The organism is Pseudoduganella sp. GW821-FHT12E03, from assembly GCF_058807115.1.
Map to the genome: position 1 here is coordinate 450,055 of NZ_JBXAQJ010000002.1, position 11,321 is coordinate 461,375.

The window sequence follows — 11,321 nt, forward strand, 5'->3', positions numbered from 1 at the left end:
GCTCCTTACAGGGTTGGATACGGCAATTGAAGATCGAGCGCACGTTCGGCCAGCCACAAGGTGGCCAGCAGCGAGATGGCCAGCGAGCCGCCGCGCAGCGCCAGCCGGGCATACCAGCGGCGGGTGCGCGCGTGGTAGGCCAGCGGCACGAACAGCACGACGATGGCCAGTTGGCCCAGTTCCACCCCGAGGTTAAAGCCGGCCAGCGCCATGGCGCGCGCGCCGGCCGGCAAGCCCAGGTCGGCCAGCACGCCGGCAAATCCAAATCCGTGCAACAGGCCGAAAGCGCAGGCCAGCACCCAGCGCCGCCCGTGCACCAGGGGCACGATGTTATTGAGCGCGGCGGCGATCACGGAAGCGGCAATGGCCGATTCCACCCAGCGCGCCGGCGGGGCGGCCAGCCCCAGCGCCGCGGCGCTCAGCGTGACGGAATGCGCGGCGGTAAATGCCGTAACGGTTTTCACCACGTCGGTCAGTGCCGGACGCAGCGCCGGCATGGCTTGCCAGCCGTGCGCACCCCGTACCAGCACGGCGGGCAGCAGCAGCGATAGCAGGAACAGGATGTGGTCGTAGCCGGTCCAGATATGCCAGGCGCCGTGCGCCAGGTAGGCGCGGAATGCGCGCCATGGCGCCGGGGTGGCCAGGGTGATTGTGTGTTCCGGCTGGCCGGCGCCGAACAGGGCGGTATGTACCGTGCCGCCATGTTCCAGCCGCAACAGCCCCTTGTGCTGCGGGTCGATATCGGCAAAGGCGCGGTAGCGGATATGCAGCGCCCGCAGTGTGGCATCCGCCGTGCCGGGGCAGGCGGCGGTGAAGGGCAGCACGGTGTAGGCGCCGTCCGTGTGGTGCTCGACTTGCTGGACCTGCGGTGTGATGGTGCAGGCGCCACCGCTGCCGTCGGCCAGTTGCAGGCGGGACAGCGCGTAAGCGGCGATCGCGTGGTGACTGGCCTGCAATTCCCCCCAGGTCAGCCGGCCATCGCCATTGGCGTCGAGACCGATGGCGTCATCGAGGTCGCGCAGCGCGATATCCCATTGGCCTGCGATGCGCGTGCCATCGACGCGCAGCGCGAGGTAACTGTCGCTGGGCTTGTGGGCGGCGGCGGAACCCGCGACGCAGGCAAGCAACAGCAGCGCCAGCAAACGCAAGAGACGGTGGTTCATGCCGGCCTCCCCAATTGGCCAGCCAGCCTGGCGATGGCGGCGTCCGCATATCCCGTGCGTTGCAGCCATTGCAGCACCGGCCTGGCGGCGGCCGGCTCGCGCGCCGCCAGCGCCGCTTCCAGCACGATGCGGGCATCGGCGGCTTCCTTTTGCACGCTCCAGTTTTCCAGCGCCAGCGCCAGTGCGCCGCGCGCATCACTCAGCAAGTGCAAGGTGAACACGGCCTGTTCGCGCTGGTGCACCCTGTCGCCCCGGCGCAGCGCCGCGTCGAAGCGGGCGCTCAATTCATCGATGTCTGCTTGCAGGCGCCGCGCCTGCCCCAGTTGGCGCAGCGCCAGCGCGCGGCGCAGCAGCAGTGCATCGGCGCGGGCATGGGCGTCCACCAGCGCCAGCGCTTCGGCGGGCCGGCGATGCGCCAGCAGGAAGTCGGCACGGGCGGCCAGCAGATAGGTGTCGCCGGGCGCGGTGGCCAGCGCGGCGCGGTAGCGGGCATCGGCCGTCGCGGCATCGCCGCGCCGTTCGGCCAGTTCAGCCCACACGGTGTGCGCCCACGCCAATTCGTCCGCCGGCAACTGGCCCGCGCGCGCCAGCGCCAGACCCAGCAAGCGCTCGCTGGCGGCTTGCTGTGCTGACGATGCCGCCGCACCGGCCAGGCAGGCGGCCACCGCCAGCTCGTCGGCAATCCCGCCCAGGCGCGCGCAACTGGCGGTGGCGGCGGCGGGTTCGCCCGTCACCGCCAGCACCACGGCGCGCGTCAGCCACGCCTGCGCGTTGCCGGGATCGGCGCGGGTGATGGCGTCGAGGTCGGCCAGCGCGGCATGGTAATGGTGCGCGGTTTGCAGCAGGGTGGCGCGCAGCAGGCGGATGGCGGGCGGCGGCGCGGGGGTGTTCCACCACGGGGCCAGCGCCGCCTGCGCCTGCCCATAGTGGCGTGGATCGGCTTGCGCGCGGCCCAGCGCGATATGCCGCCGCGCCAGTTGCGCCGCCAGCGCAGCATTGTGCGGATCGCCGGCCAGCGTGACACGCAGCGCCTGCAGCGCCTGCCGCTGCGGATCGGCACGGCGGGGCAGCGTGGTAATGACGTCCATGGCCGACGCGGGCGTGTAGGGCGCGGCCACGGCGGTGATGGGGGGGAACAGCAGCAGTGGCATGGTCAGGATGGCGATACCTGCGACACTTGCGATGCCGCCGATATCAGCGATGCCGGCGAGGCGGACAAGTCGCGTAAGCCGGGCTGGGCGGGCCAGACTGGCCAGGCAGGTGAGGCGGGTGAGATGGGTGAGACAGGTGAGGCGGGTGAGACGGGCAAGACGGACGGGCCTGCGCGTCCTTGGTGCGGCCGGCTTCCACGGCCGGAGGACTTCGCGGCTGGCGTTGCGGTCGATTGATGCGGCAATGCGCATGGCATTTCTCCTCAAGGTGCGCGCGGCGGCGTGCGCCGCGCGCTGGCCGATGGCCCGGGTTGTTTACTCGGTTTTTTCCGGCTCCGTATCGTCCGGCCCGGTCACGGCCACGGCGGCGATATCGGCGGGTTCGGTGTCGTCAGGCGCCATGCCGATGGCGCCCTGTACCGTTTTGAAAAAGGCGTCCAGCGTGGCCACGGGCGGCGCCACCACGGGAGGTGTGGCGGGCGGTGCGCTGCCGGAACCGCCGCAGGCCGCCAATGCCAGCAGGATCACGGCGGAGATGCCGGCGGCGACGATGCGTGGTGTGTTGATGCGTCGTGTTTTCATGGCGGCCTCCGTTATTGCTGCGGCGAGCCGGCCAGCGGCGTTTTCAGGTACGGGAACGCGGCCGTGAAGGCGCTGTCGTCCAGGTAGGCGCCGTCGGTAAACCGGATCGCACCGGCCGGCGCGTCGGCCGGCGCGCAGCCCAGGTTCAGGGTGCACAGCTTGCCCATCACCACGCGCAGCGCGATGTCCACCACGTCGTCGCCCGGACGGCGGCCATTGGGGAAGCCCGCGTTGTCGCCATCGATGACCCCGAGCCGGTTTTGCGCCCCCATGGCGGCCGGCGCGATCGCGGTATTCAAGCGCAGCATTTCCGATGGCGTCACGGTGGCGGGCTGGTTTAACCCTTTGACACCGGTCAGGAAGGCCGCCACCAGGTCATTGCGAGGGAAGTTGGTCGGCGCTTTCGCACCGGCCGATCCGTAAAGCACTTCCACCAGTGCCGGCAAGGTGGGGTTGGTCACATAGTCGGCGAATTGCGCGTCGGCGGACGGCTTGCTGTGATTAAAACGGTCCTTGTCTTTCAGGCCGATCACCACTTCATTCACCAGCGGCATGCCGAGCCGCGAAACCTGCGTCCACGCGCCGCCTTCCTTCGATGCCCCGGCCTTTTCGGAGGGCATGGGATTCAACAGGCGGCCCTGGCGCAGGCTGGCCGTGGTCCAGCCGCCAATGACCGGATCGCTGCCCGATGCGGTCAGGCACGATGCGGCGACTTCCAGCGCGATCGTGGTGACGTTTTTACGGGCCAGGTCATCGCGCGCGGCGCGTTCGGCGTTGGCCGCGAATTCCACTGCGGGCGCCTTGATATTGATGAGGTCAAAGGTTTCGCCCAGGTTGACGGCAAACGAATCCTTGCGCTGGCCGACGAACAGGCGCGCCGGTTTGCCGCAGCCGGGAAGATTGACATCATAAATATGCTTGCTGGCGTAGGCCGCATAGTTGGGAATGGTCTTGTTGCCGATATTGTCGAGCGGCTTGTCGAAGGTGGCGCCGCCACCGCCCGCATGGGTCACGGCGCCGCGCCCGCCGCCGCGCCGGTCGCCGCGCACGAGGTTGACCGAATAGGTTTCGCGGACATTGGCGCCGGCGGCATTGACGTCGGCCACGGCGCCGCCATTGATCACCAGCGGGATCGATACTTTCTTGCCGCCCACCGTGAATTGCGCATCCTTGTTGGCATTGTTGAAGCGGAATTGAAACGTCAGGTCTTCCTTCGCGTCGCCATTGTTGTCGATGTGGATTTCATACAAGGCATCCGCATCGAGCTGGAAGTAGTTCGGGCCGCCATAGGCGTCTTGCAGCGGCGCATAGTTGGCGATCAGGGTCACGTAGTCCGCGCGGCCCGGCTCATAGCTGCGGAACATATAAAAATCGGTGGCGTCGGTCTTCGGGTGTTTCGTGATGAACGGCGCTTCGCGGTGGCTGGAAGCGATGGCGGCCGGCGCAAACGTGGCGGCCAGCAGTTGGACCAGCAAGATGGCCCGTGTGGCGTGTGATGTCATTTCTACCCCCATGGATGTCAGTGAATCGGATGTACTGCATGGACATATACGGGCGTGTGGCGCGGCTGGATTCAAAAAACACAAAATTATTTGTTCGCCATGTCCCGCAAAAAAAGTCGCGGAAATTTCCCTTTCGGTATTGCCTTAAAAAAAGGCAGACGGCATCATCGGGATTCTTTGCCACAATCAATTTCCGGAGCGAATCACCGACATGTTTGCCGCCATCCGACGCTTCGCCGCCGCCCTGGCCACGTTGTCCGCTGTCCCTGCAATGGCAGCCCTGCCGCTGACGCTGCCAACGACGCATTTAAATGAGGAAATTGTTCGTGTACCGGCCGGGCCGACCCTGGCGGTGTCGCTGGAAACCACGGTCTATAAACCCGATGGTCCCGGTCCGTTCCCCTTGCTGGTGATTAACCACGGCAAGGCGGCGGGCGACCCGAAACTGCAGTCGCGCGACCGGTTTGTGACCATGGCCAGCGCCTTCGTGCGGCGCGGCTACGCGGTGATGGTGCCGATGCGCACCGGCTTTGCCAATTCCACCGGCAAGTACGTCGAGCATGGCTGCAACATGACGGCCAATGGCTACACGCAAGCCAATGACGTGCGCGACGTGATCCGCTATGCCAGCCGCCAGGGCTGGGTCGATGCGCAGCGCATCGTGGTGGCGGGGCAATCGTATGGCGGGCTGGCAACGATGGCGCTGGCCACACAACCGGTCCCGGGCGTGCGCGGCGTGATGAATTTCGCGGGCGGCTTGAAAATGGTGGGCGGCAATTGCGACTGGCAGGAAGCGCTGGTGCGCGCCTTTGGCGAATATGGCCGGCGCGGCAAGGTCGCCAGCATGTGGATGTATGGCGCCAATGACCAGTATTTCCCGCCGGCGCTGGCCGGCCGCCTGCACCAGGCGTATACCGGCGCCGGTGGCCGGGCCGAACTGGTGGCGTTCGGTCCGTTCAAGCGCGATGCGCACACCATGCTGGCCAGCCGCGATGGCGAAGCCGTGTGGTTGCCGGAAGCGGCGCGCTTCCTGGCGCGCATCGGCATGCCATTTGACGAGCGCTACGCGCTGGCCGATCCCGGTATCGAGGCGCCCAGCCATTACGCGGCGCTGGACGATGTGTCGGCATTGCCTTACCTGGCGGCCAATGGTCGTGCCGCCTATAAAGATTTCCTGAACCGGCAGACGCCGCGTGCGTTTGCCGTGTCGCCGTCGGGCGCGTGGGGCTGGGCGGAAGAGGGCGAAGATCCGCGCCGCAATGCGCTGGCCGCCTGCCAGTCCAAGAGTGCGCAGCCGTGCCAGCTGTACACGGTGGACGACGCCGTCGTATGGCAGGGCGCGGGGCGCACGGATTAAACGTCCGTCGCGTTGGCATGCTGCTATCATCGCGGCATGTGCGGACGCTTCGATCAAAACGATATCGCGCGGCGCTTTGTCGCCGCCTTCGGCTGGGCCGATGCGGCCATCCGCAGCGACGCCATGCCGACCGTCAATGCCTCGCCCGGCACTTACCGGCCCGTCATGCACATGGAAGACGGGCAACTGGTGGTCGATGACTTGTATTGGGGCTACCGGGCGCGCTGGGCCGCCGAGAAATTGCCGGTCGCTTACAACGCGCGGCTGGAAAAAATCACGAACAATTACTGGGGCCGCTTGTTAAAAACCGGGCGGGCGCTGGTGCCGGCGTATGGCTGGTATGAGTGGACCGGTGAGAAGGGCCACCGCCAGCCGTGGCACATCCACCGCAAGGACCGCGAACCGGTCTTCATGCTGGCGCTGGCCAACTTCGGGCCGTTCAAGGAACACAAGGCGGAATCGGGCTTCGTGCTGGTGACGGCCGACGCTTCGGGCGGCATGGTGGACATCCACGACCGCCGCCCGGTGTGCCTGAACGCGGCCGATGCGGCCGTGTGGCTGGATCCGGACCTGTCCACTGAACAGGCGGAGCTGCTGGCCCGCTCGATGGCGCTGGGGCCGGAAGCGTTCGAATGGTACAAGGTCAGCCCGGAATTGAACCGGGCGGGCAACGACGGGGAACACCTGATCGTGCCGCTGGCGGAGTGAGCCGTGGCGCGGTTACAAAATGCCTTCAATGCCCTTGCGTTCCAACAGGCTGAGCAACTTTTGTGATGGACCGCTGGGGCGCTTGTCGCCCGCTTCCCATTTGCGGACCGTGGACAGGCTGGTATTGAGCAGGTTGGCCAGTACGGCTTGGCTCAACTGGAAGTGGTCGCGCAGCGCGCGGATTTTTTCACTGTCAAAATCAGGGATCGGTTCCATGCACAGCGTGTCGAAATTGCGCATGGTGCGCTTGTCGACCGCGCCGAGACGGTGCAGGTCACTGGCGGTCTCATGGACTGCTTCGAGCAGCCGGGTTTTATATCTGGTCGAGGTCATGGCAAATCTCCGTCAGTGAACCGTCTTGCAGGGCAGTGCCCAGCAATTCTGCGGAACTTGCGAGCAGATGGTGGGCAATTTGTTGCAGGCCCTGAAGTTCGCTGTATGTGATGTTGTCGCGTTCATTCTTTTCAAACCCGAACAGGAAAAACCATCGCGTGCCGAGGTTCGTAGCGATCAGCGTTCGTGCGCCGCCACGTTTACCCCTTCCGGGCAATCCAACGCGCTTCTTGTAAATGCTGCCGCCGAGATCCGCGTCCAGCAAGCCCTTTGCCATCTCGGTAACCGCGCGGCAGAGTACGTCATCGGTCAGTTCGGTTTTTCGCATCCAGCGATGGAAGTGCCGTGTCTTGAATACGCGCCCCATAGGAATTATGCCACTAAGTGGTATAGATTGGAAGGCGCGAACGCCGGGACTACCATGCTGGGCGGGAATACGTGTTGGTGAGTTGCGTTAGCTCAGGGTGAGATTTCGAAGCGGGAAGAGCTCTTGGCTGCGGCACTGCGCGTAGCGATGGACGCCCGGTAAAAAAGCCGGGCGCGACAGATTGCCGGGAAGGGGCAGGGCGTCAAGCGCCCTTCTTACCGGTAATTGCGGTTTCCACGCTCTCGAGGGTGATTTGAATCATGCCCAGTGCATCACATAACTGCGTGAGCAGATGATACTGGTCGGTATTGCTGACTTTTCCGAGCTCCAATTCCGCCAGTGCGTGCTGGGTGGCAGGATTGGTCGTTGCCATGAGGGCGTTGCTCAGCATGGGCGTGACGTCGCGTTGCTGGGCGTAGGCGATCGACAGGCGCCGGAGGCGGTTGGCATCGATCCAGCTGGCGGCCTGGCTGGCCACGGCCACTTCCCAGGCTTCGCGCCGCAAGGTCGGGGTCTTGATGTTGTAGTTAATCGTGCTACCACCAGGAAGCGCTTTCAGGCGCTGTTGGAGGTCGGCTTTCGCGGCTTCCAGCTGCGCGCCGGTTTTGTCCCGTTTGGCGATCGTCGCTTCCCGCATCAATTGGCGCAGCGCTTTCAGGTGCTCCAACCTCTTGGCATTATGTGCATAGGACTCGCGCAATTCCGTTAAATTCTCCGCCAGTTCCGCCTCGATGCGCTGCTCGGCTTCATGCGCCAGGTGACTGCGGTGCCAGCTTTGCGCCGCGTGTTCCAGCCCCAGCGCCGTAAGGATACTGATGACGATCATCGCGTATTCCGCGATGAAGGTTTTGAAGGACGCCAGGGCGCCTTTTTTCGGTACTTCTGCGTGCATGTTTACATTCCAATTATTTCCGCTCGACAATGAGCGGCAACAATCTTACATGAAATGCATGCCAATTAAGTAACTTTATATCGGAAAAACAAGGCCGCCGTTGCGGCGGCCCCACGCTGCTTAATACTTGGCCGGCTGGTTGGCCGCCGGGGTGGCCGAGCGGATGAAGTCGCGGATGTCATCGGTGGATTTCACCAGGTCTTCCGAGCGCAGATACATCATGTGGCCGCTGCGGTAGCCCTCGAAACGCAGGCGGTCGCGCATCTTGCCGCTCGGGTCCAGTTGCCACATCGTGTATTTCGCGTCGAAGTACGTGGTGGCGCCATCGTAATAGCCGGACTGCACCATGACTTTCATGTACGGGTTCATGGCCATCGCCTTGCGCAGGTTGTCGCCCGTGGTGTCGCCCTTGTTGTCCCACGGGTGGACGGAACCGAACATGTTGTACTTGATGTCGGTCTTGTATTGCAGCACGTCGCGCAGGTAATGGTTGATGGCCGGCGTGAACGAATGCAGCCACGACGTCAATTCCGCGTTGTAATCGACCTTGTCGCCGGCTTCGGTCTTGTCGATGCCCTTGTAGCGCGAATCGAGCCGGCCCACCGTGTAGCCCTGGTCGCGCAGCAATTCTTTCCAGTAAAAATCGGTGGGAATCACGAGGTTGTGCTGCAGCACGGCTTTTTCACTGATGCCGGCATAGCGCGCGACCTTGGCGGCAATCTGCGCTTTCTTTTGCGCATCGAGGAAACCGCCCTTGGCCAGCGCCGGGATCAGTTCATCCACCGTAAAGGCTTCCGCTTCCGGCAGCACGTCCTTCAAGTCGCGCGCTTGCAGATCGGCCGGCAGCTTTTTCTGGTACCACGCGGTGGCCGTGTAATAGGGCAGGTTCAGCGCATCGCCGACGATGCCGTCGCGTTTCAGGCCCAGTTCGGTCGGCGAGACCAGGATCACGCCATTCACATACATCCACTGGGCATTCTGCAATTCCAGCGCCAGGCCGGCCACGCGCGTGGTGCCATAGCTTTCGCCGATCAGGTACTTGGGCGAGGTCCAGCGGCCTTCGCGCGAGACAAAGGTGTTCAGCCATTCGGCCAGGTACGCCACGTCGGCATTGACGCCAAAGAAGGTGGCGCGGTCGGCCTTCGCATCGAGGATGCGGGAAAAGCCGGTGTTGACCGGGTCGATGAACAGGATGTCGGCCACGTCCAGGATCGAGTGCGGGTTGTCGCGCACGCCGTACGGTTGCAGCGGATAGCCCTCGTCGTCGATGTTCAGCATTTTCGGGCCGGTGTAGGCCACGTGCATCCACACCGAGGCCGAACCGGGGCCGCCATTGAACGACAGCACCAGCGGGCGCTTGCCCTTGTCCGCCACGTCGCTGCGCTGGTAATACGTGTAAAACAGCGATGCGATGACCTTGCCATCCTTGTCCCAGACCGGCTGGGTGCCGGCCGTGACTTTATACGGCACCACCTTGCCCTTGATGGTGACTTGGGCGGTTTTCGTGACGGCCGATTCCGCCTTCAGCGCCCGTTCGAACGGCGCCGCTGCGGCCGGCTTGGCGTTGGCATCGGCCTCGGCCTTGGCCTTGGCGTCAGGCTTGGGTTCGGCGGCTTGCTGCGCATGGGCGCAGGACAGGGCCAGCAGCAGGATCGGGGCGACGCGGGCAATTGGTTTCATCGGCGGACAACTTCAAGTTGGGAAGCTGCGTAGTATTTCATAACAGAAATGCCGAAGGATGCCGATTTACACACCCGATACAAATTTGTTGTATCGCCAACGCGCCGGGTTTCGCTCCCTGTTTTCCCGGTTTCGTCGCATCCGGGTGGCCGCAATGGCCGGCCGCGGGCAAAGTGTCTCCATCGCAACCAACACCACGGAGCACGCCATGCTGCAGCAAATCGTCAGCCACACCCCAATCTATGTCTGGATCATCCTCGGTGTCCTGGTGGTGCGCGGCGTGGCCCTCAGCCGTGGCCGCGTGGTGTCGTACCGTAGCCTGTTCATCATGCCGGCCGTGATGCTGGCGCTGGGTTTGACCAGTGTGGCCGGGCGTTTTGACGGCGGCGGCATGCTGGCCGTGACGTGGCTGGCGGCCATGGTGGCGGGGGCGGCGCTGGCCTGGCGCTGGTCCGATCACCAGGTGGCCGGGGTGGACCGCGCCGCCCGCACCGTGCAATTGCGCGGCAGCTGGACCCCGCTGGCGCTGATGATGGCGGTGTTTGCCGGTAAATACGTGGTGGGCGTCGCATTGGGCGTCAATCCGGCGCTGGCCCACAGCACCGGCTTCGCGCTGTCGGCGTGCGCCTTGTTCGGCCTGTGTAATGGCGCGTTCAACGGCCGCCTGCTGCGCTGCATCGCGGATTACCATGGCGCCGCGGCGCCGGTGGCGCGCGCTGCATGACCGGATGAACCGCTAGACTTGCCGTCAAACCAAGGGGGCGGCGATGGCGGAGGGACTGGAATGGTTACAATGGCCGGCAATGGCGGCGTCCTTGCTGGCGGCATGGCTGGTGGCGTCCACCGTGGCGCGGCGGCGAATGGCGGGGTTCTGGATTTTCCTGGCCAGTAACGCCATGTGGATCGCGTGGGGCTGGCAAGATGGCGCCTGGGCGCTGGTGGCGCTCAATGCCTGCCTGGCCGCCACCAATGTGCGCGGTATCGTCAAGAATGACGCGGCAGGCCAGCGCTGCTGAAATAACATTTCTGTTACATTGGCGGCATTTTGTAACAGGAAGCCGATCCATCATGGAACCCCAAGTCCCCGAGAATGTGCACATCGTTTGCCCCCATTGCGATGCGGTGAACCGAGTCCCTGCCGTGAAACTGACCCACACGCCGGCCTGCGGCGCCTGCCACCGCGAACTGTTTGCCGGCAAGCCGGTGGATTTGAGCAGCGCGCGCTTTGACAAGCACATCAGCCGCAGCGACTTGCCGGTGCTGGTGGATTTCTGGGCGCCGTGGTGCGGCCCGTGCCGCCAGATGGCGCCGTTCTTCGAACAGGCCGCGATGGGGCTGGAACCGATGTACCGCGTGGTCAAAGTCAACACCGAGGAAGCGCAAGACCTGGCCGCCCGCTATGCGATCCGCAGCATCCCCACGGTGGCGCTGTTCAAGGGCGGGCGCGAAGTGGCGCGCCAGCCGGGCGCGATGGATGCGCGCAGTATCATGACCTGGGCGCAGCAAGCCAACCGGACCCAGTAACGTCCTAGCATATCCGGGTCGGAAATGCATCTTTGCCACAGTACCGAGGGTAATTGGATGCT

The 11,321-nt window shown here is 64.6% G+C and carries 13 protein-coding genes; 5 read left to right on the forward strand and 8 right to left on the reverse strand.

Translation table 11 applies throughout. The annotated features are described in order from the left end of the window. Positions 1-5: 5 nt before the first annotated feature. The 4 genes from AC1RRC_RS05700 to AC1RRC_RS05715 all read right to left on the reverse strand — a co-directional run bounded on the left by AC1RRC_RS05700 (position 6) and on the right by AC1RRC_RS05715 (position 4,398). A complete protein-coding gene (locus AC1RRC_RS05700) occupies positions 6-1,163 on the reverse strand; it encodes a HupE/UreJ family protein (RefSeq protein ID WP_493054297.1) in 1,158 nt (385 codons plus the stop codon). Next, on the reverse strand, positions 1,160-2,314 hold the full coding sequence (locus AC1RRC_RS05705; protein WP_493054298.1) for a tetratricopeptide repeat protein: 1,155 nt from the start codon (positions 2,312-2,314) through the stop codon (positions 1,160-1,162). Before AC1RRC_RS05705 ends, AC1RRC_RS05700 begins: the two co-directional genes overlap by 4 nt. A 315-nt stretch (positions 2,315-2,629) precedes the next feature. Then, positions 2,630-2,896 (reverse strand): hypothetical protein, encoded by a 267-nt coding sequence (locus AC1RRC_RS05710; RefSeq protein WP_493054299.1) that lies wholly within the window; start codon positions 2,894-2,896, stop codon positions 2,630-2,632. 11 nt (positions 2,897-2,907) lie between these two features. Beyond that, positions 2,908-4,398 carry a DUF4331 domain-containing protein gene (locus tag AC1RRC_RS05715; RefSeq protein WP_493054300.1) on the reverse strand — a complete coding sequence of 497 codons (1,491 nt, stop codon included), beginning with the start codon at positions 4,396-4,398 and terminating at the stop codon, positions 2,908-2,910. A 271-nt stretch (positions 4,399-4,669) separates the two neighbouring features. On the opposite strand from AC1RRC_RS05715, the gene AC1RRC_RS05720 reads away from it, so the two are divergent. Together AC1RRC_RS05720 and AC1RRC_RS05725 are read left to right on the forward strand one after the other, a co-directional pair. After that, positions 4,670-5,755: an alpha/beta hydrolase family protein gene (locus AC1RRC_RS05720; protein ID WP_493054700.1), complete on the forward strand. Its 1,086-nt coding sequence runs from the start codon at positions 4,670-4,672 to the stop codon at positions 5,753-5,755. A 36-nt stretch (positions 5,756-5,791) separates the two neighbouring features. Then, a complete protein-coding gene (locus tag AC1RRC_RS05725; RefSeq protein ID WP_493054301.1) occupies positions 5,792-6,463 on the forward strand; it encodes an SOS response-associated peptidase in 672 nt (223 codons plus the stop codon). Positions 6,464-6,475: 12 nt separating this feature from the next. Here AC1RRC_RS05725 and AC1RRC_RS05730 read toward each other — a convergent pair whose 3' ends face one another. The 4 genes from AC1RRC_RS05730 to AC1RRC_RS05745 form a co-directional block, all read right to left on the reverse strand. Continuing rightward, complete coding sequence (locus tag AC1RRC_RS05730) at positions 6,476-6,796, reverse strand: helix-turn-helix domain-containing protein (RefSeq protein WP_493054302.1); 321 nt, start codon at positions 6,794-6,796, stop codon at positions 6,476-6,478. Continuing rightward, positions 6,777-7,163, reverse strand: a complete 387-nt coding sequence (locus AC1RRC_RS05735) for a type II toxin-antitoxin system RelE/ParE family toxin (RefSeq protein WP_493054303.1) — start codon at positions 7,161-7,163, stop codon at positions 6,777-6,779. The genes AC1RRC_RS05730 and AC1RRC_RS05735 overlap by 20 nt, the downstream gene beginning before the upstream one ends. Positions 7,164-7,365: 202 nt before the next feature. Then, positions 7,366-7,989 (reverse strand): hypothetical protein, encoded by a 624-nt coding sequence (locus AC1RRC_RS05740; RefSeq protein WP_493054304.1) that lies wholly within the window; start codon positions 7,987-7,989, stop codon positions 7,366-7,368. 186 nt (positions 7,990-8,175) lie between these two features. After that, entirely contained in the window at positions 8,176-9,735 is a 1,560-nt protein-coding gene (locus tag AC1RRC_RS05745; RefSeq protein WP_493054305.1) for a S10 family peptidase, read from the reverse strand. 154 nt (positions 9,736-9,889) lie between these two features. On the opposite strand from AC1RRC_RS05745, the gene AC1RRC_RS05750 reads away from it, so the two are divergent. From AC1RRC_RS05750 to trxC, 3 genes are read left to right on the forward strand one after another with little or no spacing between them, the layout of a single operon-like run. Further along, positions 9,890-10,459 (forward strand): DUF6622 family protein, encoded by a 570-nt coding sequence (locus AC1RRC_RS05750; protein WP_493054306.1) that lies wholly within the window; start codon positions 9,890-9,892, stop codon positions 10,457-10,459. Positions 10,460-10,502: 43 nt separating this feature from the next. After that, positions 10,503-10,751, forward strand: a complete 249-nt coding sequence (locus AC1RRC_RS05755) for a hypothetical protein (protein WP_493054307.1) — start codon at positions 10,503-10,505, stop codon at positions 10,749-10,751. Between the two features lie 52 nt (positions 10,752-10,803). Beyond that, a complete protein-coding gene (gene trxC / locus AC1RRC_RS05760; protein WP_493054308.1) occupies positions 10,804-11,259 on the forward strand; it encodes a thioredoxin TrxC in 456 nt (151 codons plus the stop codon). Positions 11,260-11,321 lie beyond the last annotated feature (62 nt).

Bases quoted from the DNA above. Each gene is read 5' to 3' on its own strand.
- AC1RRC_RS05700 (WP_493054297.1), bottom strand. From the start codon at position 1,163: ATGAACCACCGTCTCTTGCGTTTGCTGGCGCTGCTGTTGCTTGCCTGC.
- AC1RRC_RS05705 (WP_493054298.1), bottom strand. From the start codon at position 2,314: ATGCCACTGCTGCTGTTCCCCCCCATCACCGCCGTGGCCGCGCCCTAC.
- AC1RRC_RS05710 (WP_493054299.1), bottom strand. From the start codon at position 2,896: ATGAAAACACGACGCATCAACACACCACGCATCGTCGCCGCCGGCATC.
- AC1RRC_RS05715 (WP_493054300.1), bottom strand. From the start codon at position 4,398: ATGACATCACACGCCACACGGGCCATCTTGCTGGTCCAACTGCTGGCC.
- AC1RRC_RS05720 (WP_493054700.1), top strand. From the start codon at position 4,670: ATGGCAGCCCTGCCGCTGACGCTGCCAACGACGCATTTAAATGAGGAA.
- AC1RRC_RS05725 (WP_493054301.1), top strand. From the start codon at position 5,792: ATGTGCGGACGCTTCGATCAAAACGATATCGCGCGGCGCTTTGTCGCC.
- AC1RRC_RS05730 (WP_493054302.1), bottom strand. From the start codon at position 6,796: ATGACCTCGACCAGATATAAAACCCGGCTGCTCGAAGCAGTCCATGAG.
- AC1RRC_RS05735 (WP_493054303.1), bottom strand. From the start codon at position 7,163: ATGGGGCGCGTATTCAAGACACGGCACTTCCATCGCTGGATGCGAAAA.
- AC1RRC_RS05740 (WP_493054304.1), bottom strand. From the start codon at position 7,989: ATGATCGTCATCAGTATCCTTACGGCGCTGGGGCTGGAACACGCGGCG.
- AC1RRC_RS05745 (WP_493054305.1), bottom strand. From the start codon at position 9,735: ATGAAACCAATTGCCCGCGTCGCCCCGATCCTGCTGCTGGCCCTGTCC.
- AC1RRC_RS05750 (WP_493054306.1), top strand. From the start codon at position 9,890: ATGGCCGGCCGCGGGCAAAGTGTCTCCATCGCAACCAACACCACGGAG.
- AC1RRC_RS05755 (WP_493054307.1), top strand. From the start codon at position 10,503: ATGGCGGAGGGACTGGAATGGTTACAATGGCCGGCAATGGCGGCGTCC.
- trxC (WP_493054308.1), top strand. From the start codon at position 10,804: ATGGAACCCCAAGTCCCCGAGAATGTGCACATCGTTTGCCCCCATTGC.